This is a genomic window from Listeria marthii, assembly GCF_014227425.1.
GTDB classification, from domain to species: domain Bacteria; phylum Bacillota; class Bacilli; order Lactobacillales; family Listeriaceae; genus Listeria; species Listeria marthii.
Window position 1 is genome coordinate 1 of sequence record NZ_JAASWB010000007.1, and the last position, 24,771, is coordinate 24,771.

A 24,771-nucleotide genomic window follows, 5' to 3' on the forward strand; every position below is an offset into this window, starting at 1 on the left:
GGACTTTTCAAAATATGCACTACAAACGTTTTCGCTTCTGCTGCCACACCATCTTCATTCACCGCTTGCAAAGTGACTTCGTAATCACCCGGCACGCCCCATTTCACTTGCTCATCCATATCTGAAATAATTGCCGAACCATCATTCGTTCGCGCATTTACTTCATTAAGTAGCGTACTTTCGTCTTTCGTCACTGTTTTATCATAGGTTATCTCTGGGTCTACTGTAATAATTGGTGCTGGATTTTTAAGGATTTTTATCGTAACAGAAACAGGGTCAGCCGCCTGATTGTCTTCATTCACCGCGGTTAGCAGAACAGGATAATCTCCGGGAACTCCCCATTTCACATTGGATAAATCACTATTTATATCAGCCGGAATATCCGTGCTAGCCTCGACATCCGTAAGAAATTCTTCTACCGTGCGCGTCACCGTTTTACTATATTCCATTTCCGGAAGCGCGCTGATAACCGGCTTTTGAAGTGCTTTTATTTTATACAAGACATCATTTTGATAACCTCGCTTGATTTGTATATTTAAGTTGTCTGTCGTCTCAGAAAGCTTATTATTCGAAGTTACACTAAGCAATTTATATTTGTTCGCACTTAACAAATTATCAAACGCATGTTTATCGATATTTTGTGTCGAATTATATAAAAAAGGTTCCGTTATTTCATATTTGCCAGCTTGATTAACTTTTCCGGGAATAGTTGCCGCGCTATAGTCAGCAAAAGTAATCGGATTGCCTAATTCATCCTCAAACTGCGTAGTTACTTTGCCATAAAAAGTAGCGCTAATATTCGCATTCCCATTATTCACTGGATAAAATTGAAGTGATTTTGTTGCAGATGCCAGCGAAGAAAGACTAACAAGATATGGATCCGTTGTCCCAGGCTTCCCATCCACATTCGTATCAATATCAAAACTAACCCGCGTTCTCGTAGAAATCCCCTTGAACGGAATAGTACAATTCATTTGAAAAACTGGTCCACCCACAAATGGCGTTCCGACGTCATATGTAATCGTGCCGTAATCAACACCAGCTACACCTAACCGATATATTCCCTTCGCTTCATCCCAAATTTCAATTTTAATATTTTGGACATTGCCAAGCGGAATCCGTTTCTCAAAAAGTGGATAAGAAACTAAAATTTCCGTTTCATAATCTACTTTGCTTTTTGGCTTTTCATATACTAATATCGCATGGTATAAATCGCCGCTCACTTTCGAAAAATCACTTATCCCAACTGGCGGCCAATCACTTGCCATATCGACATTTAATTCAACGCTACTCGTACCAATGTTTTTAAAATTTTGACGAGCCCCATTATACGATAAGTTGATGAGATTTTTATCGCCATGCGCTGGCATTACTTGTATTTTAAACGTCCCATTAAAACTGTTCACGAATAAAGAATCCGAATCTTCTGTAAAATAAATGCGCAGTGTGTAAACATCATTATTTTGTATCACACGAACATTCCCGACCACTTGCTCATTTACAGCTGCAGTTGGATCAACATCGATTTTCAAATCATACACTTTATCCGTGTAAAACAAAGCATCCGTTGATAAGGTCACATCAAAATAATCGCCTTTCTTGAAAGAATTCCCGCCAAAAGCCACTTCCAAAAAATAATCTAGTTGTTCATTATATTTTTCCTTCGCAGTAAGACTTTGTCCATTCGACTTATAAAAACTCACGGACTTAATCAGGTCATCACGTTTATTACTTTCCTCCGCTTTCACAGGAATATCAACAGGGACGATGATAATAGAACAAATAACACTAAATGCTATTATGAGTTTCGCTAGTTTCTTCAATATAGTTCCTCCTTATGTTTAGTCTCTATGTATTAAAAACTGGCTTACTTAATTACTATAATTATACCTATAGGCTCATGCGAAAAGTCTATTAAAATAAGTGATTTCTTCTTAAAATATGGCAAAAAAGTGTCGGCGCCTTTTCAACCCAAAAAGTAATTTATCGGCACAAAAAAAAGAAGCCAAAAATCACGGCTTCCATTGCTATTATTAACTTTCCAATAACCACGTTTCATCCATCGTCTTATCCTTGCCAAAATACTTCCCATGAACATCGATAACGGAGTGCCATTCTTTGCATAATTTATGCGAAATTTTTCCTACAATAGGCATAAATTCTTCGCGCATTTGCTCATAGGTTTTATACTCACCAAAGCCTAACCGCGTAAATAATCGCCTTGCATACAAATCAGCAATAAACACATTCCGCTCAAAAATATACAGCAACATCGCGTCAGCAGTTTCTTCCCCGACGCCTTTTATGCCCAATAATTCTTTTCGCAAATCTTCCGTTGAATAGCGACGAAACTTATCAAAACTAGCTCCATGGTCATTAAACCACCTGACAAGTGCTTTAATATAGATACTTTTTTGTTTATAAAAACCGGCTGGATAGATTAATTCTTCCAATTTCGCCATATCTAGCTTAAGTAAGCTATCTAACTCTAAATATGGCGCCAAATTCGCTAATGCTTGTTTGGCATTTTTCTCTGTCGTACGCTGGATTAATATCATCGAAAGCCAATCAGCCAGACGATTATCCGCTTCCCACCAATCTTGATACCCATAATGATCCACTAAATTATTTAAAACTAACACTTTTTGCTCGTTCCCGCTCACCGCGTATCACCTCATCAAAAAAGCAGTTATTCCTCACCCAATCATCCGGAAACCATCCCGATTCCCTATCATATCAACCATTAACTCAAATAACATTTTACTATTATCCGGTTTATTCTGAACGATTACTTGCATAAAATAGTCATGCACCATAAATGTATAGCCATGCTCTTTCGATGTAATCGCGTAACCTTCTAAATCATTTTCAGAGACAAATAGCCATTTCCACTGATACTTTTCCCGCACCGCTTCTCCGTATAACGAGCCTAAAACATAACCAAGTTCTTCTGCCAAATCAGGGTCTGGCGAGGTATCTTTTAAGTATGCAGCAATTTTCTCGATGCGCTCTTCTGGAGTTCCGTCCGTTTGGAGCATTACTTCGCCTTCTTCTTTTAAACGGATAATTTCGGCTTCTTCCGCTTTTGTTAATTCTCGTGCAATTATCGACATAAGAAACACCCTTTCAAAACCTATTATACCTTAAAAGTTCAATCTTTCGCATCCGATATGTTCGTCATGTATAATGAAAGAAGTACAGCAATTTTTTATATTTAGGGGGCTATTTTTTTCATGGAACAAAATAAAGAAAAACTCACAAAGCCGACATCAGATAAAAACTATTTTTGGCCGATAATGATCATTTCATTTGTCGCGGTTGTGGTGATTTTGCTACTATTCTTCTCACCAATTGGTTATCAAGGAGCAGTGCATTTTGACATTACTATTTTCCCGCGGATGAACGCCATCTTTAATAGTTTTACCTTTGTATTTTTAGTTATTGCACTTTGGGCGATTATAAAAAAGAAAAACATTAAAATGCACCGTGGCTTCATTTTAGCAGCATTTACATCAACGTTATTCTTCTTAGTAACTTACTTAACATTTCACTATATTTCAGCAGAAACTTCCACATTTGGTGGAGTTGGAATTATCCGTCCAATCTACTTTTTCATCTTAATTACACATAGTTTCTTAGCGGCAATCGTCGTTCCACTCGCGCTATTTGCACTTGTATGGGGCTGGACGATGCAAATTGAGAAACATAAAAAAATCGTTCGTTGGACTATGCCAATTTGGCTATATGTCAGCTTAACTGGCGTACTAGTATACTTATTCATGGCACCGTATTATTAACTAAAAAAGCATCAAATGAGCTCTTAAAAAAGCCCATTTGATGCTTATTTTTTTACAGAAAAACTTTTGGTAATAAGATTTTCTTCCACAACAACTCCGTGAAGCTCCCCGCCAAAAACCGCGCCACCATCAATATCGAGCCTCGTTTTATCTTCCGAAACCCAAATACCCGAACTTCCATTACTATGTAAATTTTGCACTGGGGTATGCCCGAAAATAAAGACTTTCCCAGTGTTGTTCTTCCCAAATAAAAATGGTTCGCGAATCCAGAAAAAATCGCGCTCCTCGGTATCATGCCAATCTTTTTTAGAAAAATCCACTCCCGCATGCACAAATACATACTTGCCTTCTTCATGATAAAGTGGCAAATTCCGGATGAAATCAATCAGTTCCGAAGCCTCATTTTTAATCCGTTCTGCTAATCCTTCTGGTGTCATTTTTTTATCTAACGAATCTGCAATTAGCGATTGAATCGTTTCCATCCCACCTTGGCTTAAATAATAGTGCATTTTTTCTGTGGGATTCTCAAGAAAATCAAGTAGCATTTGTTCGTGATTTCCTTTTAAAACGATCACATCTGTTTGGTCCGCCAATGCTTTTACTTTTCTAAGAACCGCCGCCGGGTTCTCGCCGCGATCAATCAAATCCCCGACAAACAAAAGCCGTTCGCGCTCTCTATCCCAGTTTTCCAGCAATTCGTCTAAAAGCGTAATTTCTCCATGAACATCCCCTACAGCAAAAATTGGCTTCATCGCTATACCTCCAAATCTACGTAAAAGAAACGCCCCTTTGCTAAATTAACAAATGGACGCCTTTTTCTTATTCGGTTTCGCTCTCTGCTTTTTTGATTTTCTTCTCTACTTCAGCAATCTCGTGACGGATTGCACTTAATCTAACTTCCGATGCATTGATTGGTCCATTTTGGAGTTGTGGGTCTTCAAAATCTCTCGTTTCACTGATTACTTCTTGATACGTTTGTCGCAACTCAATTAATTGATCTTCTAATTCTCTTAAATTCTCATGGGCCATATGCGCCACCTCCAAATTAGTCATACTACATAGAATTACTTTTCCCCTAAAAATAGAAATGTAATCCTTTTTGTAGCATTTTTTTATCACGCCTCTTATTACTGTATTAGTCCTGAAAAGTATGCTATTTTAGGAGTAGGTATTTTTTGCTATTATACTAAAATAAACGAAAAAGGAGTTTTCATTATGATGACTATTTCACAAGTAAAAAGAACCGCGAAAGAGTCGCTACGTGGTAACTGGGGAATTGCCATTGGGATTTTTGTACTCGCTTGGTTAATCTTAACAGTGACTGGAGGAATACTTGGTTGGATTCCTTTCATAGGTCAGGTTGCTATGATACTAGTAACAGGACCACTATACACCGGTGTTGCTTGGGTGTACCTGGCAATTAGCCGCGGGGAACAACCTGATGTTGCTTATATGTTTAGTGGCTTTAAAGAATTTGGCCGTACATTTGTAGCTTACTTGCTAATTTTTATTTTCACTTTCTTATGGAGCTTACTACTAATCGTGCCTGGGATTATTAAAACTTACTCTTATTCACAAACTTTCTTCATTTTAAGAGATAATCCTAATATTTCCCCATTAGACGCTATCACAGAAAGCCGCCATATGATGAATGGACACAAAGGTAGACTTTTCGGACTATCTCTTACATTCCTACTTTGGTATTTAATTCCGATTGCTGTTGCGATTGTCGGATCTGTTATTGTATTTAGTGGAGCTGCCACTTCATCTTATTATTCTACTGATCCATCCCAAGTTATCTCCACAATTTCTGCCGGTGCTGCATTTGGTGGACTAGTATTGATTTTAGCTTCTTGGTTAATTGGACTTGGTATTTCGCTTTATGTGTATCCTTATCTAATCACTTCTTGTGCTGTATTCTACGATGATTTATTTGCAGCGAGCGAAGGCACTTTTACAGAAGAAACAGTAATCGTTGCTGACGAAGAAGTTGACCCATTCGGAACAACAGAAGCTGATCCATTTGTGGAAGATACACATCCAGAAGGCTTTGGACCTGACACAGCAAAAGAACCCGAAGTTCCAGAAGCTCCTGTGGCTCCTGAAACACCCGAGACTCCTGAAGTTCCTGAAACTCCTGAGGCACCTAAATCGCCTGAGAGTCCAGAAGCTCCTGAAAATCCTGAGGCTCCGAAAGACGAAAATGAACCAAAATAAAATCACGGCTGGCGGACTGGAATTTCTAGTCCGCTTTGCTTTGCCAAATGACCGTCAGATAATAATGGACTTAATGATGAATACGGCTCGCTGGTTAAAAGAATCGGGTTCAACCCAGTGGGGCGATATTTTGCATGGTTTTGATGTGCATAACATCGAACAACGCATTGAGCTTGGTGAAGTCGCACTTTTTGAAACGACTGATGGTGAACTTGCGGGCGCGATGATTATTCGGAAAACACCGAGCGATTGGGATACAGATTTATGGGGCAACTTGGCGAATGATAAAGCTTATTATTTGCACCGGATTATGGTTGCCCGTAGGTTTAGCGGTTTTTCTTTTAGCAAGGAAATGATTTACTTTGCTGAAAAATTGGCGGAAGAACGGTCGGTTCCGTTTGTTCGGTTGGATTGTATTGAAACGAATGAACAGCTAAATCAAATGTACTTGCGTTATGATTTCGCGTTTTCAGGTGAGAAAAATGGTTTTAATTTATATCAAAAAGAGCTGTCCATCTAGGACAGCTCTTTTTATCTATATGCTTGAATGGTAAGTTCCGCAAACAATGACTTAATCGTCTTTCTAGCGGCTTCTGTTTTTTCTTCCGCGAGTAGCTCATAAATCTGCTTACTCTTTTTGTTAGTCCATTCTCTAATTTCGACGGATTTAAAAATGTTAATTCCGTCAGAAAAATGAACCATTTGAAAGAAAATTTGCTTGGCGATGCGAACTTGATAGGGATTTTCAGCAAAACTAATTAAACAAAGAATAAAACGGTGATGTGCCTCAAAATAATTTTCCACATCTGTTAAATACGAAAAGCGCTCCATCTCAGCCACGCGCTCATGCAGTTTTTCGACATCCATTTCATAACCAAAATGGGCAGCCTTGACGATAGCAGCATCGACAAAAATATCGATGGTTTCCATTAATTGCACGTAGCGGGCTGCATCAATAAGGACATCATTTAAAACGGCGCCACTATTTTCGTGATAGCTGACAATGCCTTGAGCAGTGAGTGTTGCAATTGCTTTTCGCAGCGGTGAACGGCTCACACCGAATTCGGTCGCCAGTTTTTCTTCCGCTAAATGTTGGTTCACCACTAATTCGCCATTTTTAATTTTTTCAAGAAGTAAATTATAAACCATCTTATCTAGTGTTTTAAATTTATTTGCCACAAGTCTGCCTCCCCTCTTCGCTCGTAATTATATCACAGAAATTTTATTAATGGATGAGCTTGCTTCGTTTTGCTTTTTCCGAGAGTTTTGGCACTATTTTATCGAGTGGTTTTTTGAGTAAAATGCCTAGTGCAATAAACAGAATCGCAAATCCGGCAAGGACACTCATATCGATCCAGACTGTCGGCATATAAAGCCCTCCAACGCTCTCTCGGATTAAACTAACAGCATAAGTGAACGGCAAGAACGGATATATCGCTTGGAAAAACGGTGGCGAAACTTGAATCGGAAAGTTCCCGCCTGCTCCTGAAATTTGTAAAACGAGTAAAATAATCGCGATCCCTTTTCCGACATTATTAAATAGCGAGACGAGTGTATAAACTATCGTCATGAACACTACGCTGATGAACATGCTGAAGAGCACATGGAGTAGTGGTTCTGCAATGGAAACGCCGAGTAAGAAAATATTCCCGAGCGTCACGATGAGCGCCTGCATTAATCCAATTGATAAAAATGTTAATAGTCGGCCAAAATAGCGATGATAATGGCTAAATATACCGGCTGGCACTTCTACATCGACGCGGAGTAATGAAATCAGTAATAGTGCGCCAACCCACAGACATAGCGCCGTATAAAATGGCGAGCTTGCCGAGCCGTAGTTGGGAATTGGATAGTAGCTTGTTTCTTTTAAGTTCACCGGGTTGGCAATAAAGGAGCTATCTTTGTCGGCATCATTTCTGAGCATCTTAATAATGCTTTGTAAATCGTAATTTTTGTCGAAGTCGGTAATTTTATTGGCAGCATTATTGATGGCTTTTTCGAATTCTGGTAGCTCTTCTCTTGATAGATCGGCCGCAATTTTAATCGCTTTTTCGAATTCTGGCATTTTTTGTTGGATTAAGTTAGATGCTTGGTTAATTTCTTTTTCGAGCCCTGGTAAATCATTACGAATGAAATCGGCTGCTTTTATAATATTGGCTTTTACATTCGGATAATCGTTTTTGTAAAAGTTCGCCGCTTCGTTAATGCCCGCGATAATGGTGTCTAATTTAGTTTTGATAACTTCGGTCGCTTCATCCAACGTTTTCTGGATTTCTGGTAGCCGTTTTTGGAACTCTTTTAAATAGGTTTGGCCTGTTTGCAACGTTTCTCTGGAATCTTTCAACACCTGTGTAATTTCTGGGATTTTGGCTTGCAACGTTTCCAGTAGTTTTTGACTGTCTTTTAAATCCCCTTGAATTTGGTTTAAGCCGACTTTGATTGCTGGAACAATTTCCGAATCGTAGTTTGCTAAAATTTGGTCCAATTTCGCGCTAACATTTTTCGCTTGGTCATTTAATTGATTTAAAAGTTCCTCGGAAGGTTGCGCTCCGTTTTCCAGTTCTGTCCGGACTTTTGTAATCGTTGCTTTTTGCGCACCTAACTGGCCGTTAATTGCTTTTAAATCCTTGATTAAATCAGTAAATGGCTTGTTCGGCAACGTTTCGTTTAAACTTTCTAAAGTCGCTGTTTGTTTCGAAATCATTTGTTGTAAGGAATCAATATCTTGTTCCATTTTTTTCAATTCGGCAATCGCTTGATCTGCGCTAATCGAACCGTTTTTAATTGCTTCTGTAACTTGATAAATGTTATCCGCCATTTGCTTCATTAGCGTTAAGTTTTGTTTAATCGCAGGTGCTAACGTATCAAAAGACTTATTAATTTCATCCGCAAAATCGGATACTTTATCCACGTAGCCACTACCATTTTGAGCGATTTTTTCTACGGTTGGTATCGCCGCCATCGCCGTATCAATCACATCGAGCGCTTTACCAGATTCATTCACCGCGTCATTGACTGTTTTCTTAATCGTTCCGAAGTTTTCATCCACTTCTTTTACTGACTCTGCGATTTGTTTGATTTCTGGAATTTTCTTTTGAAGCACGAGAATATCTTGGCCAAGTTGGTCGATTTTCGGTAGTTGTTGCTCTACTAATAGGACATTTTCGGTCGCTTTATTGAGCTCTGGGATTTTCTCATTTAGCTCGACAACTTGATTGGCTTTTGCTTTTAATTCAGGTAGTTTGGCTTCAATTTTGACAGCCTCTGCGCCCATTTTTTTGAGCTCTGGTAACGCATCTTGCACTTGGAATACTTTGGTTTTCAAGCGCCTGATTGTCGGTAATTCGTTTTCAAGATCAATCCCGGCTTTATTAAACTCTTCTAAAACTGCCTTGCTCACCGTACCGACGAATTCCGAGCTGATTTGATTTACGATTGTTGTTGCTCCGCTTTCGGTCATTTTTGGCGCGATAGCATTGATTTTTTCGTTGACCGAATAATCGATAGTTGGTTTTGTGACGTTATCACTGACAACCGAAACCATATCTTCTGAAAAATCTTTCGGAATGTGAATCGACGCATAATATTTCCCGCTTTTCACGCCTTTTTTGGCTTCCGCTTCACTTACAAACGTCCAGCCCAGTTTTTTATTTTTCTCCAGCGTTTTCTTAAGCTCTTCCCCGACATTGACTTGTTGAGGCTTTTTCCCTGGCACATCTACTTCCGCGCCTTCATCATCAATCGAAACTGCCACTTTAATCCCCGAAGTATTCGAATACGGGTCCCAAAGTGCTTCAATATTAAACCACGCATACAAGGATGGCAAAATAATCAGTGCAATAACTAATAACAAAGCTAAAGGCGCTTTGAAGAGACGGCGCCAGTCTAAAATAAATATTTCGTATACTTTCCGCATCAAAAGCACCCCCTGTTTTCAAGCAAATCATTTTAGAAATACTATCTAAATGTACGGATAATATACAAATTCACTAATTTTTGCATTACCTCTTTTGCTGAATCATATTTCTTTTCAACCATATAATAAGATAATTGTTCTAACGCGTCCATCGTTTCGTTTTCCAAAAGGACTGGAATTATTTTAATATCTTTTTGTGCTTTATTAAAGAAATCACGCTTCATTTTCCGAACAATATCTTCGGCATAACTATTGGCCAACTGCGCTACAAATTGCAGCAACCATTTACTAAGCAAAGACAAGTAAGCATCCACGTCTTCTTCTCTTTGGATTTCTCGCATTTCTTTTAAAAGTTCGTTTCCTTGCTCTGGTTTATAAGTTAAATTTTTATTTTTACATTTTTCGATGGTTTGAGCGACTAAAATTTCTGCCATTTCTAGTAATTCGATAAAACGACCAGCGCTCATGCTGCTTTCGATTACAATTGCCCCCCGGTTTAGTTCGTATTCGATTAGTTCTTCGGATACTAAAACCGCAATTGCTTTTCTGACTGGAGTTCGACTAATAGATAATTCTTTTGCAATACCAGCTTCTGAAATATGTTGCCCTACATGAAGCTTTCCACTGAGAATTTTTTCTTTGATTGTATAATATGCTAATTTTTCGTATGTTTGTTTTTCCATGCTCATCCCTCGTTTTCTATATATTAAAAGTATTTTCTACGCCAAAAAATCACGGTTACTCCCGTCGTAATTAACAGCGTAAATAAAAGAATTAACGCAAACGCGTGCTCATTATGCATAAACGGTAGCTTAATATTCATCCCATAAATACTCGCCACAATCGTTGGTAATGACAAAATTATCGTAAATGATGTTAAAAATTTCATCACGATATTCAAATTGTTCGAAATGACCGAAGAAAACACATCCGACATGCCGCTAATTATTTGGGTATATGTATCCGTCATCGCAATTGCTTGCTTATTTTCAATAATAACATCTCTCAGCAAATCATGATTATCTTCTTGCTGCATAAAATGTTCCACATCTTCCATTTTATCGAGAATTGCTTTATTAGATTGAAGCGCTGTTGCAAAAAATACTAAACTTTTCTGAACCGCCATAAACGCATACAGTTGCTCGTTTTTCATCGACTGTTTAATCTGGATTTCTAAATTATTTGTCTGTTTAATGATTTGATTTAAGTATTTGAGGTAATAATAAGATACAGCATACAATAATTTTAACAAAAATTGTTTATGATTGGTTGTATCGTATTCTTCTAACTTCATAGATTGCACATCTTCTAGGATTGGCAAGTCGCGCAATGTTATCGTTACAAGATGTTTTCTAGTCAAGACAATCCCAATCGGAAGCGTTTCATACATCGCATAGCCTAGCTCATCTTTTGATTCGTAAGGGTAATCCACAATGACTAGCGAATGTCTGACATCTTGCTCCGCTCGTTTCAACTCAATTCTAGAACGCTCCTCAGAGTCCAGTGCATCTAAAATATATGGTTTTGGCACATCCATTTCTTTGCTTAATATTTCAATTTCTTCATCTGTCGGAGCAGTCACTTTTACCCAACAGCCGTCTTCTAAATCAGCAAGTTGCTCCATTTTTTCATTGGTCGTTTTAAAAAATTCAATCATCTGTGTATCTCCCTTCTTTGTATCTTCTTTACAAAATATTTCATTTATGTTACATTATTATTAATAATAATTCATTTATGACAAAGGAGCGATGAAAATGGAATTTATGTCTATGATAGTTACAGGAATTGTTTTAGCAGCAACTGTCTCTGCCCTTTCTTTTGTAGTAAGCAAACTTAGTGGTTTATCTTGGTTTTGGATAGCTTTTTGCGCCAATAGTGGCTTCTTTATTACCTTTCTCGCTGTACAAAATTCATTCCCAGACAATGCAGCCTTAGCGCTTTCTTATTTAACACTTGGAATTGGTGTCTTTTTAATCTTCCAAACGATTTTCCAATCAAGCAATTGGTTTTTCAAGAAAACCGTTCAACGTAAACATTAAAAATAATTAGTCTAATCTACCTTTCCCTTATTATCGCATCAAAAAACTGTTTAAGCTCATTTTTCGCTTAAACAGTTCTTTTTTTTATTTAAAATGAATCTTGATACCGTTCGAATCAGTCACTGAAATGGTATTTTCAAATCGTTTCACTGCATATCCTTGTTGTTTTAAATTAGCGGTTATTGCTTCTTTATCCGGCGTTATAATCGTAAACCAAGCCAGTCCCACTTCATTTTCCTGACGATTTTCCAATTGACGTCCAGCCCACATATTAGAACCAATATGATGATGATAATCGCCAGCCGCAAAAAATCTCGCTGACGGTATCGCTGTGGTCAAATTCATTCCAAGCGCCTCTTTGTAAAATGCTTCCGCCTTATCCGCATCTGCCACTTGCAAATGCACATGACCGATAATCGTTCCATTTGGCATTCCAGTAAAAGTTTTGCCTGACGCAATTTGAAGCAATCCATCCACATCAACTTGTTCGGTTACCATTGGCAAATTCCCATCACCATCACGCATCCATTCATTTTCCGGACGGTCGGCATAAATTTCAATGCCATTTCCTTCAATATCATGTAAATAAAGTGCTTCACTATAAGCATGATCTCCGGCACCATCAATCGGATAACCTGACTTCGCCAAATGCGTAAGTACATCCGCCAAACTTTCCCGTGTTGGCAAAAGAAACGCCGTATGAAACAACCCAATGCGCGGTACTTCTGGAACCACCGCATGATCGATTTTTTTAAGCACAAGTAGCGCCTCATCGGAACCACTTACACCAAGCCGAACCATCCGCTCGTTTTCCTCTAATAACGTTAAACCAATGACCTCTTGATAAAAACCTGCCATCTCTTTTAAATGACCTACATTTAATACAACTTCGCCAAGTCGTAATTTTTCATTAATTGCTCCCATGTTAAAAACGCTCCTTTTATTGTAATACATTCATTACAACACAAGGAGCGTTCGAATTCCAATAAAACGACTTACAAAAAGTAAGTTAATTATTTTTTAAGTAATTCACTGTGATTTCTACCATAAGCAAAATAAACAATTAAGCCGATAACGAACCAAATCCCGCAAAGAATCCACGTATGAACGGATAAACGGCTAATCAAAAACGCACATAATAGAAATGACACGATTGGTAATACTGGATAAAATGGCACTTTAAAACCTCGAGCTTGAATGCTTTTGTTTTTACGTAAGAAAATAATGCCAATCGACACCATCATAAATGCTAAAAGCGTCCCAATATTTACTAATTCTGCCAATTTATTTAATGGAACAAGCCCACTAATAATCGCGACTATTACCGCAAAAATCCAGGTGTTTTTAACAGGTGTTTTGTATTTCGGGTTAATTTCAGCGAGCACTTTTGGCAATAAACCATCACGCCCCATGGCAAAAATTAGTCGAGTCGCGCCGTAACTCATCACTAAAATAACCGTAATCATCCCAACGACCGCGCCAAGTGACACAATCCCAGCTACCCAATCTTGATTTATCACTTGCAAAGCATAGGCTACTGGATCCGTTACGTTTAAATCTGTGTAAGGCACCATTCCAGTTAAAACAGCCGAAACCGCAACATATAATACCGTACAAATAAGTAACGAACCGATAATTCCGATTGGCATAGTTCGTTGTGGATTTTTCACTTCCTCCGCCGCTGATGATACCGCGTCAAAGCCTAAATAAGCAAAAAAGACTAACGCAGCCCCGTTCATCACACCACTCATTCCAAATGGCATAAATGGTTGCCAATTATCCGGTTTAACGTAAAACACGCCTACTACTAAGAAAAGTAAAATAACCCCTACTTTAAGAGCAACCATGATTGTATTCACACGTGTCGACTCTTTTATTCCAAGTGTTAATAAAAATGCAATCACAAGCACGATAATAATCGCCGGCAAATTAATAAATGTACCTACTTCTGGATTAAAAGGCCCAGATATCGCTTGCGGAATCGAAATATGAAACCCGGAAAGCAGCGCATTTAAATAAGAAGACCAACCACTCGCAACAGAAGCCACAGCAAGCCCGTACTCCAAAATAAGCGCCCATCCAAGCAACCAGCCAATTAATTCCCCAAATACGACATAACCATATGTATAGGCACTCCCAGCAACGGGAACGCTAGACGCAAACTCGGAATAGCACATTGCCGCAATTGCACAAACTATCGCCGCAATCACAAAGGAAAAAATAATCGCTGGCCCGGCATTATTCGCAGCAACCGTCCCAGGTAAAATAAAAATCCCTGTCCCAACTATTGCCCCCACGCCAAGCAGCGTTAAATCAAATGGCCCTAAAGTTTGCTTTAAATGTGTACTTCCACTTTTATTTTGCATTAAATCTTCAATCGGTTTTCTTCTAAATAATGAATTCATTTTGTCTCCTACCTTTTTATTATCTTCTAAAATAGTATACTTTTACACTTTAAAGGTCAATAGAGTTGTGAAAAAAAACACAAAAACTAATTAATCTTTCCTAAACTAGAACCTATTACCCAAATATATCAGAATCATCTTTCATGATTTGCACTGTTCGCACGATTGAGCTAAAATTAGAAGGAATGGATTTGTGCGTATTCGTCACAAAGCATGCTAGAAAGAGGAATTCAGTTGATTTTATTTTATTTTCTATTAATTATTGGTAAGTTCACTTTTGCCTATTTCCAGATTTTTAAAGATCCTAACTTCTTGGCACTTGGAATGGACCTGCTGTTTATCGTTTTACTTCTTGGACTGATTCATTTATTTGCACCGGTTCGTTCGCATATTTATTGGTATGCAGGAATGTCTTTATTCATTGGGATTTTAATGCTCGTTTGTGTGCTTTATGCCCGGTTTTATAATGAAGTTCCGACTTACCACAGCTTCTCTCTTATCGGTGAAGTTGGCGTCGTTAAAAACAGTGCTACAAGTCTGTTAAACGGAACTGACTGGTTATACATTCTAGATATCGTTTTACTACCATTTATTCTTTACTTCAACATAAAAAAAGGGCACGAGTTCCCGTCATTTCGTATAACTAGCCGCGTTTATGGTGTATCTTTTGTGAGCACTTTGCTTGTTTTAAGTGGTTTTACTTATTTCATGATGCAGCAAAACATTATCAGTGACTCCAAGCGAGCAAAACGAATGGGGATTTTCACGTTTAATATTAGTACCGCACTTACTGGCGCCGACCATGTAAAAGCCGCTGATATAACCGCCAAAAACGTCAACGATATTAAAGGTGTGACCGTCAAGTCGAATCCCGATTATTTCGGTGCCGCTAAAGGTAAGAATCTTATCATTGTTCAACTCGAGTCGTTCCAGCGTAATTTAACGAACGTCAAAATTGATGGTCAGTCAATTACGCCAACATTAGACAGTTTACAAAACGAAACAATGTATTCCAACCAATTTTTCCAAACGGTTTCTAAATCCAATACAGCCGATGCGGAATGGTCGGTTTATACGTCGACTTTCCCAAGTGGTTACTACACCAACACCCAAACATACGGCGATCGGGTAATCCCGTCCATGCCACGTTTGCTTGGTAAAAATGATTATAAAACCGCGACTTTCCATACAAATGACGCTAGTTTTTACAATCGTGATGAATTTTATCCTGCAGTTGGATTTGATAAGTTTTATGATCGTAAATTCTTTGGTGATGAAGACGTGATTGGCTTCTCTCCAAGTGATGAAGTGCTTTACAATAAAGCCTTCCCGATTTTAGAAGAGCAATATAAAAATAACCAAAAATTCTATGCGCAATTGATTAGCGTAAGTAGCCATATGCCATTTGATATTCCAGAAGATAAGCGAGAAATTGCTTTACCAGATGATTTAAAAGATACCGAGCTTGGTAACTATTTTGAAGCAGTTCATTATGCGGATAAACAACTTGGCCAGTTCATTCAAAAACTGAAAGATAGCGGCATTTGGGACGATTCTGTAGTTGTTTTCTACGGCGATCACCACATTATCAAAACCGATCAACTACCTGAGGAACAAAAAAAATACGTCAATCGTTCTACCGAGCTTAAAGCTGACCCGGCTGATGATTACCGTATCCCGTTCTTCTTGCACTATCCAGGCATGGAAAACCCTGGCGAAATCAAAAATGTTGGCGGCGAAATTGATATTATGCCAACTGTGATGAATTTACTTGGTATTAAAACCGGCGACCAAATTATGTTCGGTACCGATATTCTCAATTCATCCAACAATTACGTTCCCGAACGCTATACGATGCCAGAAGGAAGCTATTTCACCAATTCGTATATGTACCAACCAGACGAAAGTTTTGAAACTGGTGCAGCAACGAACTATGACGGCACGAATAAAGAACTTTCAAGCGAAGTCAAGAAACGCTTTGACGCAAGCCGAAAACTCTTGCAGTATTCCGATAGCTACGTAAACAATTTACCATTACGGGACGAAGATAAATAAAAAAAGGAAGTATCCGGATTTGCTGGATACTTCCTTTTTTGCTTATTCTGGTAAAGCAGCTTGATGTTCGTTAAATTTTTCGATGCTTTCAAGCGCCAGTGGCTTGTTCATCATTTGTAAGAATAAGTCGTAACCAATTGTCACGGTATCCGCTCCACTTACTAGAGCCTGCATGATTTGGCGACTATTTTTAAAACTCGCTCCCATGATTTTCACGTCTTCAAGTCCTTGTAAATCTAGCACGAAGCGTAATTCTTCTATTGTTTTTGCTGCATCTAGCCCGCTCACTTCCATGCGATTGTAGTACGGCGCTAAATAATCTGCCCCGGAAAGTGCGGCAATGTAGCCTTGTTCGGATGAGAAAATCGCGGTTGCGAGAATGATTGCCTCAGGAAACTCAGCGCGCACTTTAGCAATCACTTTGATGCCAGCTTCATGGGCTGGAATTTTCAAACCAATCGTCGTACCTTTCGCTGGCTCAATTGCTTGAATTCGCGCTACGTCTTCCCAGATTTCAGCTTCCGTTAGCCCAGCAGCTTGAACAAAGACTAATTTCGCGGGAATGTTGGCAATATGCGTTTTTCTCGGCTGATTTTCCTTTAATAAAATGGTCGGATTAGTAGTCACACCTTCAAAAAACGGAAATTGAAGCGCTCTCTTTATTTCCTCTAAATTCCCCGTATCTAAAAACATTTCCTCACTCCTTCAAAGTTTTCTTCTCATTTTAAGTGTAGAAAAGTTCTAAGATCCAGTCAATTGTTTCTCAGCCCCAAAGTTGTTGGCGCTTTTGTACAACTAAAAAAGCATCTGCATAGACGCGCAGATGCTTTGTTGCGATTATTTTTTCTTCGGTTCTTTTTTCCAGTTTTTCCGTTTGAATTCAAAGCGTTCCATCCAAGGTCGGCCTTTTTTCAGTGCAAAATAGCCAACAATAACAATAAATAACGCGCCGATAATGTCGACAATAATATCTGTCATCGTGTCTTCTAATGCTGCACGACCAGTGAGCGGAGTGCCGTTAGATAGGTTATAACGCTGCATATTCAGATTGAGAAACCCGTCAAACGTATATTCATATACTTCCCAGAAAGCTCCCATCGTTACCGCGAAACAAAACGCGAATACAGCGATAAAACCCGGTTTCAGTTTCATCACTACTTTGTCGTTAGCGTTAAGCAAGCTGACAAACGAAAAACCAATTGCCCCAAGCATCGCCCCACTAAAAGTATGTAAAATTTTATCCCAATGTGGCACGGTTGAGTAGAATTTTTGAACAGTCCCAAGATAAATCGAGCCGTATAAAAAGACAATAAATAAAATGTACACAAGACCCGGTATTTCAAATTTAAAGCGACGTGCAATAATCGAAGGTAACAGCAAAATAAAAATTCCTAACAAAATTTCAAATAGTAAAAATATATAATCCCCTCGTAATGTCACATGCGGCCCGGTTGCCGGTTGCTTTATTGGTGCGGTGAAAATTTCGTAAATAGTAAAGACCACGGAAATCCCCATTGATGCAAAAACAAATAGTGCTACCCATTGTGTCCAGTTGATTTTCTTCATGCACTCATCTCCAATCTATCATGCAATACCCCTTTTTCCGCAAAAAGAAACTGCCCATCTATCTTAGACTAGGAATAGACGAGCAGTCAAATATATCAATGTTTTCGGTTTGATCTAAGAAGTCTAAGTCCATTTAAAATTACTAAAATCGTACTTCCTTCATGTCCCACAACCCCGAATGGTAAATTGATTAATTGGAAGACGTTTGCTGTGATAAGGACAAGAATAACCGCAATCGCGAAACAAATATTTTGCCAACTAATCCAGTGAAGCCGTTCGGAAAGTGTGTACGCGTAAGGGATTTTTTCTAGGTCATTTTTCATTAAGACGACATCCGCTGTTTCCATCGCAATATCCGTTCCCTCGCCCATCGCAATCCCAACAGCCGCATGTGCAAGCGCTGGAGCATCATTGATTCCGTCACCAACCATCGCCACACTGCCATAAGTAGCCGATAGTTCTTTTAATACATCTACTTTTTTCTCCGGTAGGCAACCTGATACGACATAATCCATCCCCAGTTCGGCTTGAATTGCCGCACCAGTTTGTTCATTATCTCCGGTTACCATAATCGTTTTAATCCCTTTCGCTTGAAGGGCTTTGATTGTACGAATTGCTTCCGGGCGGCAAGTATCTTTGAGAGCAAACATTGCTAAAACATCGCTATTTCGAGCAATATAAACAATCGTTTTTCCTTCACTAGCAAGTCGTTCAAACGCACCATTGGAAAATTTAGCAGCCGCTTCTGTGCCAACAAAGCCAGCCTTACCAACTTGCCAGATTTCCCCGTTATATTCAGCTTTCACTCCCCAACCTGGCACATCTGTAACTTCAATTTCTGCTAATTTTTCGGTAATTTCTGCTTCTAAATCTTGCGTTATCGCCGCAGCTAACGGGTGCAAAGACTGCCGTTCCATCGCAGCAACCACATTAATAACTTGCTGTTTGTTTACATTTTCCGCGAATAATCGGTCCGTAAGTTCAGGCGTTCCATTAGTTAGCGTTCCAGTTTTATCAAACGCAATTGCCTTTACACCGCGCAGATTTTCCAAGTGTACGCCGCCTTTAAACAAAATCCCGTGGCGCGCACCATTAGAAATTGCCGCTAAAGTCGCCGGGGTTACCGAAGCAACGAGCGCACAAGGCGAAGCAACCGTTAGTAAAACCATCGCCCGGTAAAACGTCTCGTTCCACGACCACCCTAATGCAAAATGAGGTAAAAACATCATCACTAACACAAATAATAGGACTGCTTTTACATAAGCATCTTCAAATCGTTCAATAAAACGCGCGGTTTTTGAAGGTTCACTTTGAGCCGTTTCCACTAAGCGGATGATCTTACTAAAAATCGTATTATCAAAAGTTTGCGTTACTTTGACCGTGATGGCACTGCTCACATTGACAGTACCGCCAAATACGTCCGCTCCAATCGTTTTCGTCGCTGGCACCGATTCGCCATTGATTGCCGCTTCATTTAACGTTGTCGAACCACGAACAATGACGCCATCAATCGGAACACTTTCCCCCGGCCGAACCAATACCATATCATCGAGTTGCAAATCTTTTGCTGCAACTTCTTCTAAATCGCCATTCGCAAGTAGCCGAAAAGCTCGTTCTGGTTGAAAAGCCATTAATTTCGTGATTTCACGTTTACTCTTATTCGTCGTATAAGCTTCCAACGCCCCACTAACAGAGAAAATAAAAATAAGTATTGCCCCTTCAAACCAGTACCCGATAATCGACGCACCAGTAGCCGCCAAAATCATCAAAAGTTCCACATTCAATTTTTTCGTTTTAATTGTTGCTTGAATTCCTTCTTTCGCTTGCTCAAAACCACCGATAATAAACGCACTCAGGAAAATGACTGCTGTCCAAAAGTCACCGACATCACTGCCGACTAAACAACCAATAATAATCAAAATCCCACTAATACCAGTCGTTACAAATTGCCAATTCTGCTTCATCCATGCTTTCATTATGCTCATCCTCTCCAAATGATAATGATTCCCATTACCCTAAAAAACACAAAAATCTGCTTTCGCAAGCGCGAAAAACAGATTAAACAATAATTATTATAATTAATTCCCAAGATAGGCGTCCCTAACTCACTTGTTATTATAGCACTTCCGAAAAGACTTTTCAAACTAATTGATAAAATTGTTTTGTAATTGAGAATGAGTTTCACTATCATTTTGTTGCGCAAAAAAACACTCGGGCACAGAGCCCAAGTGTCGGCATAAATCATGGTAATTGGTTGCCTGCAGCACGATAAATTTCGTACCATTCTTCGCGGCTAAGCGTTACATCAGATGCTTTAGCGATATCCGCAATTCTTCCCGGGTTCATTGTACCAACCACTGTTTGGAAGCTTGCAGGGTGACGCTGAATCCATGCAACAGCAATCGCTGAATTGGTTACACCTTTATCAGCAGCAATTTTGTCGATGGTTTTGTTTAATTCAGGGAACTTGTCATTATCTAAGAACACGCCCTCAAAGAAACCGAACTGGAACGGAGACCAAGCTTGGATAGTCATATTATTTAAACGACTATATTCCAAAATCCCGCCATCACGATCAAGCGAAGGATCAATCGTCATATTCACATTAAAACCAGTATCAATCATGCCAGTATGCATAATGCTAAATTGCAGTTGATTGGCGATTAATTCTTGGTCGACATATTTTTTAAGTAACTCAATTTGACCCGGGTTTTGATTACTTACACCGAAGTGACGAACTTTCCCACTTTTTTCAAGCTCAGTGAAAGCCGAAGCTACTTCTTCTGGTTCGAAAAGTGTATCCGGACGATGAAGTAAAAGTGTATCTAAATAATCTGTTTTCAGGCGCTTTAGGCTACCTTCTACAGATGAAATAATATGCTCTTTGGAAAAGTCAAAGAATCCTTGACGAATCCCACATTTTGATTGAAGAATCATTTTTTCACGAATCGTTGCATTCATATCGATTGCATCAGCAAAGACTTCCTCTGATTTACCGCCGCCATAAATATCCGCGTGGTCAAAAAAATCAATGCCATTTTCAAGTGCTGTATTAATCACTTTGTTTGCATCTTCTTTACTAAGATCCGCCATTCTCATACATCCAAGCGAAATTTCTGAAGCTGTTAAAGCGATATTACCAATTGTTATACGTTTCAAACCAAGCACCTCTTTCTAAAAGTATATCCTTATTCTAACACTTTGTTGTAATCGTTACCAAACTTAACCTTCTGAATAAAAATTAATTCCTTTATCCGTATCCTCGACAACGATTCCAGTCGGCTGATTAATCAAAAGAATGCAGTAATAAAAATCGCCCACACATCCTGACGTATGTAGCGCAAAGATCAAATAAAGAACTGCTTCATTCACACCAAGAAAGCGCAGAAAAATGAACAAACCCGTAAGCACAATAAATGGCGCAATCGAAATAATAAAAAATTGCGCTTTCGTATAAAACGCTCCCGGGCTGCCCGCATAAGCCATCCCATTTTTAAAACCAAATTTCACTTTTGCTTCTGGACGAAATGCTTTAAAGAATATCCCGTGCACCGCCTCATGAATAACAATAGCTACTGCATAACCACCAAACATCCAAATGATTCCCATAAAACCATTCGTAATTGCAAAACCGCCTGAAAAAACAATTCCTAAAACAGTTAATACGAGTACAATAACAATCGCAACAATATTCAAATTCATCACTAACTTTTTATTTTCCAGTAAATTTATTTCTTGAACCAATTTTCTTTCCATTCAGCCCGCTCCTTTTATAAAAAACACTGGTATTTTCGTTAATTTTATTATACAATACTTCTTGTCGGCATTCTATGTCACAGTGGAGAAATACCCAAGTCCGGCTGAAGGGGACAGACTCGAAATCTGTTAGGCGGTGTATGCCGCGCCGGGGTTCGAATCCCCGTTTCTCCGTTTGTTGAATTCGTTTAGCAAAGGTTATCTATTACAAAATGGCTTGAAATAGCCATTTCACAATAGATAACCTTTTTTATTTTTGTTTAGTTTGGATTGTTTTGGAAAATTTTTTCCACAAGTTTGCCACGAAAAATCAAATAGAATAAGAATATATTATCACTGTTTAAAAATCATATAATAATATGCACATAAATGATTGAATTCGTTCAATTCTGTCTTTCATTCATATTTTTTTGCGTAAAAAAAGCCCTAACTGGTGGGTTAGGGTGTTACACATTCGATATTAATGTTTCTTTTATTACATTAGGAAAGTATTTTCCCCCTTTCCTAATCCATTATAGTTCTTTTCATCCTATACCATAGAGTGATATTGGCTTTAGGAGTAATATATTTAATTTCGTTCTACTTCTTCACCGCAATACTCACATACATCCCCTCATCCAACTGCCAATTCTTCACCACTTCAAACCCAAATCCCGCAAGCTCATCCTTCAATTTCTCCGCCGAAATTTGAATTTCCATTGGTGGTCCCTTCAAATCAGTCCCTTTCGTATCAAACTCCAAACTTGCAAAATAGCCGCCCGTTTTCACAACTCTACTTACTTCACGCAAAACATCTGCAAGTGACTCCGCTTCATGCAACACGAGCGATGCAAGCACAACATCCACCGAACTGGCTTCAAGCGGAATATCATCCATGCTCGCTTCTAACGTCTCTACATTAGCCAACTCCGCATCTTTCGCTTTCTCCTCAATTAACTCCAACATTTTCGCATCTAAATCTAATGCAAAAACAGTATTATCAACCAATTTTGCAGCTGGGATCGTTAAAAATCCTGTTCCCGCCCCTAAATCTAAAATGCTCGTGGTTTTTTCGATTGGCATAGCTTTCAAAAAGTCCTCTGGCGACAACACTTCGCTCCGCTCTGGTCGATCCAAATAATCTACTTTTCGTTTAAATCCAGCTTCCCCGTGATGATTATGATGATGTTTCATTTTAGCACTCCTTAATGTTGATGTTTTTCAATTTCTACGACAATACTGCCTACTGTCTGCTTGCTTAAATAGTCATCCATCTGTTGCTCCGCCTTATTCATCACTTCGCCAATTAAGCAGTGTGGCTGGCTTTCGCTATGGTTTTTAGGGTCACAATGGAAAAATGCACCCTTTCCCTCAATTGCTTGAATGACATCTAGAAAACTAATGCTACTTGCAGGTTCTGCTAGCTTATAACCGCCATTGACGCCAGTTACTGACTCAACAAAACCTGCTTTTACTAACATTGTTAACACCTTAGATAGATACGTTGGTGATACATTTTGCTTGGTCGCAAGTTCTTTCACGCCAACAGATTTTTCTGGTGATAAATTCGCTAAATAAACCATCGTATGTAACGCATAATTCGTTGCTTTCGAGAATTTCATATTTTCACCTTCTCAATTAAAGACTTAATAACTCTATAATATCCCTGTTAATCAAAATTGTCAATTTATAACTAAAAAACCTTTTCCCAAAATGGAAAAAGGTCTTAAAATATCTCCTGTAAAAGTGCAAATAATTCTTGCTCATTTTCAACGCAATGATCCGGACGGTACGCTGCATCTTTCGGCTCCAAATGACCTCGTCTGTTCAACCAAATCGAATGCCAGCCAGCATTTTTCGAACCGATAACATCATTTTCAAAGGAATCACCAATATAATACGTTTTCGCACCATCAATTCCAATTTGCTTTGCTACTAGATCAAATATTTTTTTATCTGGTTTTTCAATCCCTACTTTCCCAGAAATAAAAGTGTTCGCTACAGGAATCCAATCGTTTATTTGTAAATCATTTATTTTATGTTGTTGGTGTTCTTTCGGGCCATTCGTAATAACACCCATAGTAATATGGTTCTTTTTCGCCCATGTAAGAATTTCTTTAATCCCCGGTGAAAGTTCAATTTTACGTTGATTTTGTTCGTAAGCAATTTGAAAGTTCTCGGCTTCTTTTTTCGTGATTTGGTAGTCAAAATCAGCTAACGCCTGCGTAATTCGGTAAACGTGCATTTCCGCTTTTGGCATTTCGCCTCGTACAACTCGGTGATATACTTCATCGCTATAAAATCTACTTTTAATATATAAACTTTCGATTTTCAATTGATTAACTGTTCCAAAAACAGTTTTAAAGGCTTCTTCAAATGGTTTTAGTTGGTCATAGGCAGTATCGTCAATATCAAAAATTAAATTAATCATCATTTCCTCCTGCAAAATTCACTCCTTTCACTCTATCATTAAATCGAAAAAGTAGAAAGAGCCTAAGCGTAATGCCTAGGCTCTCTTGCTCATTTCATTAATCGTTTCTTCTATAGAAAGGCAGTTGGCGTACCTATCAGGCCACATCCATTCGTTATAGTATTTATAACTATTTTCGGCTGTCATAAATTCATTTGCTTCTGTCGAGTTCGCGAAAGCTGGGACAATCATTTGAAAACCATGTTCAAATCCACATTTTACTGTTGCGTCAATACAAAAATCTGTTTGCAACCCTGCTACAATAATTGTTTCTGTGCCTTTTTCTTGTAGATATTCTAGCAAGCCAGTCCCTTTAAAAGCACTATTTACTGTTTTATCAAAAATTCTTTCGGTATTAGCTGGTGCAAATTTTTCGTAAATTTCAAAGCCGTCTTGGCCATTGGTGAGATCTGTTTCAGGTCCATCGTTATGCCTGACATAAACGACTTCCACCTTATTTTTCCGAGCAGTCACTATTAATTTTTCGATATTAGGTACAAGTGAATCAAAATTATACAGCTCATTCGTCATAATTAATTTTTGCGTATCAACAATTAGTAAAATCATTTTT

The 24,771-nt window shown here is 38.7% G+C and carries 25 protein-coding genes and 1 tRNA gene; 6 read left to right on the forward strand and 20 right to left on the reverse strand.

Annotated elements, in window-relative coordinates:
- The 3 genes from HCJ55_RS12160 to HCJ55_RS12170 form a co-directional block, all read right to left on the reverse strand.
- On the reverse strand, positions 1-1,823 hold a 1,823-nt coding region (locus tag HCJ55_RS12160), incomplete at its 3' end, for a LapB repeat-containing protein (RefSeq protein ID WP_185518381.1).
- A 210-nt stretch (positions 1,824-2,033) separates the two neighbouring features.
- The gene (locus tag HCJ55_RS12165) at positions 2,034-2,663 is read right to left on the reverse strand and encodes an endonuclease III domain-containing protein (protein WP_185518383.1); all 630 of its coding nucleotides are present in this window, start codon (positions 2,661-2,663) and stop codon (positions 2,034-2,036) included.
- 33 nt (positions 2,664-2,696) lie between these two features.
- Complete coding sequence (locus HCJ55_RS12170) at positions 2,697-3,113, reverse strand: hypothetical protein (protein ID WP_185518385.1); 417 nt, start codon at positions 3,111-3,113, stop codon at positions 2,697-2,699.
- A 120-nt stretch (positions 3,114-3,233) separates the two neighbouring features.
- Here HCJ55_RS12170 and HCJ55_RS12175 point away from each other — a divergent pair, with 120 nt between their 5' ends.
- Positions 3,234-3,797: a DUF420 domain-containing protein gene (locus HCJ55_RS12175; protein WP_008947079.1), complete on the forward strand. Its 564-nt coding sequence runs from the start codon at positions 3,234-3,236 to the stop codon at positions 3,795-3,797.
- A gap of 44 nt (positions 3,798-3,841) precedes the next feature.
- Here the strand turns inward: HCJ55_RS12175 and HCJ55_RS12180 are convergent, their stop codons facing one another.
- Complete coding sequence (locus HCJ55_RS12180; protein WP_185518387.1) at positions 3,842-4,549, reverse strand: metallophosphoesterase family protein; 708 nt, start codon at positions 4,547-4,549, stop codon at positions 3,842-3,844.
- A gap of 67 nt (positions 4,550-4,616) precedes the next feature.
- A complete protein-coding gene (locus tag HCJ55_RS12185; RefSeq protein WP_008947077.1) occupies positions 4,617-4,826 on the reverse strand; it encodes an Lmo0654 family protein in 210 nt (69 codons plus the stop codon).
- 189 nt (positions 4,827-5,015) lie between these two features.
- On the opposite strand from HCJ55_RS12185, the gene HCJ55_RS12190 reads away from it, so the two are divergent.
- Both HCJ55_RS12190 and HCJ55_RS12195 read left to right on the forward strand, forming a co-directional pair.
- On the forward strand, positions 5,016-6,014 hold the full coding sequence (locus HCJ55_RS12190; protein ID WP_185518517.1) for a DUF975 family protein: 999 nt from the start codon (positions 5,016-5,018) through the stop codon (positions 6,012-6,014).
- Positions 6,001-6,534, forward strand: coding sequence for a GNAT family N-acetyltransferase (locus HCJ55_RS12195; protein ID WP_185518389.1), 534 nt, complete (start codon positions 6,001-6,003; stop codon positions 6,532-6,534). The genes HCJ55_RS12190 and HCJ55_RS12195 overlap by 14 nt, the downstream gene beginning before the upstream one ends.
- 11 nt (positions 6,535-6,545) lie before the next feature.
- Here the strand turns inward: HCJ55_RS12195 and HCJ55_RS12200 are convergent, their stop codons facing one another.
- From HCJ55_RS12200 to HCJ55_RS12215, 4 genes are read right to left on the reverse strand one after another with little or no spacing between them, the layout of a single operon-like run.
- On the reverse strand, positions 6,546-7,193 hold the full coding sequence (locus HCJ55_RS12200; protein WP_008947074.1) for a GntR family transcriptional regulator: 648 nt from the start codon (positions 7,191-7,193) through the stop codon (positions 6,546-6,548).
- Positions 7,194-7,239: 46 nt separating this feature from the next.
- A complete protein-coding gene (locus tag HCJ55_RS12205; RefSeq protein ID WP_185518391.1) occupies positions 7,240-9,930 on the reverse strand; it encodes a YhgE/Pip domain-containing protein in 2,691 nt (896 codons plus the stop codon).
- A gap of 41 nt (positions 9,931-9,971) precedes the next feature.
- Complete coding sequence (locus HCJ55_RS12210) at positions 9,972-10,613, reverse strand: GntR family transcriptional regulator (protein ID WP_008947071.1); 642 nt, start codon at positions 10,611-10,613, stop codon at positions 9,972-9,974.
- A 23-nt stretch (positions 10,614-10,636) separates the two neighbouring features.
- Positions 10,637-11,587: a magnesium transporter CorA family protein gene (locus HCJ55_RS12215; protein ID WP_185503174.1), complete on the reverse strand. Its 951-nt coding sequence runs from the start codon at positions 11,585-11,587 to the stop codon at positions 10,637-10,639.
- 97 nt (positions 11,588-11,684) lie between these two features.
- On the opposite strand from HCJ55_RS12215, the gene HCJ55_RS12220 reads away from it, so the two are divergent.
- Positions 11,685-11,969, forward strand: a complete 285-nt coding sequence (locus HCJ55_RS12220) for a hypothetical protein (protein WP_185518392.1) — start codon at positions 11,685-11,687, stop codon at positions 11,967-11,969.
- Positions 11,970-12,053: 84 nt separating this feature from the next.
- Here the strand turns inward: HCJ55_RS12220 and HCJ55_RS12225 are convergent, their stop codons facing one another.
- Positions 12,054-12,893, reverse strand: a complete 840-nt coding sequence (locus tag HCJ55_RS12225) for a VOC family protein (protein WP_185518394.1) — start codon at positions 12,891-12,893, stop codon at positions 12,054-12,056.
- Positions 12,894-12,982: 89 nt separating this feature from the next.
- A complete protein-coding gene (bcaP, locus tag HCJ55_RS12230) occupies positions 12,983-14,374 on the reverse strand; it encodes a branched-chain amino acid transporter BcaP (protein ID WP_185503171.1) in 1,392 nt (463 codons plus the stop codon).
- 234 nt (positions 14,375-14,608) lie between these two features.
- On the opposite strand from bcaP, the gene ltaP reads away from it, so the two are divergent.
- Complete coding sequence (ltaP, locus tag HCJ55_RS12235) at positions 14,609-16,429, forward strand: lipoteichoic acid primase LtaP (RefSeq protein WP_008947065.1); 1,821 nt, start codon at positions 14,609-14,611, stop codon at positions 16,427-16,429.
- Between the two features lie 42 nt (positions 16,430-16,471).
- On the opposite strand, the gene HCJ55_RS12240 is transcribed toward ltaP, so the two are convergent.
- From HCJ55_RS12240 to HCJ55_RS12260, 5 genes are all read right to left on the reverse strand, one after another.
- The gene (locus HCJ55_RS12240; protein WP_185518396.1) at positions 16,472-17,122 is read right to left on the reverse strand and encodes a transaldolase family protein; all 651 of its coding nucleotides are present in this window, start codon (positions 17,120-17,122) and stop codon (positions 16,472-16,474) included.
- A 144-nt stretch (positions 17,123-17,266) separates the two neighbouring features.
- Positions 17,267-17,995: a DUF2238 domain-containing protein gene (locus tag HCJ55_RS12245; RefSeq protein ID WP_185518398.1), complete on the reverse strand. Its 729-nt coding sequence runs from the start codon at positions 17,993-17,995 to the stop codon at positions 17,267-17,269.
- 95 nt (positions 17,996-18,090) lie between these two features.
- Positions 18,091-19,971, reverse strand: coding sequence for a heavy metal translocating P-type ATPase (locus HCJ55_RS12250; protein ID WP_185518400.1), 1,881 nt, complete (start codon positions 19,969-19,971; stop codon positions 18,091-18,093).
- 265 nt (positions 19,972-20,236) lie between these two features.
- The gene (locus HCJ55_RS12255) at positions 20,237-21,154 is read right to left on the reverse strand and encodes an aldo/keto reductase (protein WP_185518402.1); all 918 of its coding nucleotides are present in this window, start codon (positions 21,152-21,154) and stop codon (positions 20,237-20,239) included.
- Between the two features lie 63 nt (positions 21,155-21,217).
- The gene (locus HCJ55_RS12260) at positions 21,218-21,751 is read right to left on the reverse strand and encodes a DUF3267 domain-containing protein (RefSeq protein WP_008947060.1); all 534 of its coding nucleotides are present in this window, start codon (positions 21,749-21,751) and stop codon (positions 21,218-21,220) included.
- An 84-nt stretch (positions 21,752-21,835) separates the two neighbouring features.
- On the opposite strand from HCJ55_RS12260, the gene HCJ55_RS12265 reads away from it, so the two are divergent.
- Positions 21,836-21,925: transfer RNA gene (locus tag HCJ55_RS12265), tRNA-Ser, on the forward strand.
- A gap of 405 nt (positions 21,926-22,330) precedes the next feature.
- Here the strand turns inward: HCJ55_RS12265 and HCJ55_RS12270 are convergent.
- The 4 genes from HCJ55_RS12270 to HCJ55_RS12285 form a co-directional block, all read right to left on the reverse strand.
- Entirely contained in the window at positions 22,331-22,924 is a 594-nt protein-coding gene (locus HCJ55_RS12270) for a class I SAM-dependent methyltransferase (RefSeq protein ID WP_185518404.1), read from the reverse strand.
- Positions 22,925-22,935: 11 nt separating this feature from the next.
- Complete coding sequence (locus HCJ55_RS12275; protein WP_008947058.1) at positions 22,936-23,352, reverse strand: Rrf2 family transcriptional regulator; 417 nt, start codon at positions 23,350-23,352, stop codon at positions 22,936-22,938.
- 104 nt (positions 23,353-23,456) lie between these two features.
- Positions 23,457-24,161: an HAD family hydrolase gene (locus HCJ55_RS12280; protein ID WP_185518519.1), complete on the reverse strand. Its 705-nt coding sequence runs from the start codon at positions 24,159-24,161 to the stop codon at positions 23,457-23,459.
- A 75-nt stretch (positions 24,162-24,236) separates the two neighbouring features.
- Positions 24,237-24,767, reverse strand: coding sequence for a cysteine hydrolase family protein (locus tag HCJ55_RS12285; protein ID WP_185518406.1), 531 nt, complete (start codon positions 24,765-24,767; stop codon positions 24,237-24,239).
- Positions 24,768-24,771 lie beyond the last annotated feature (4 nt).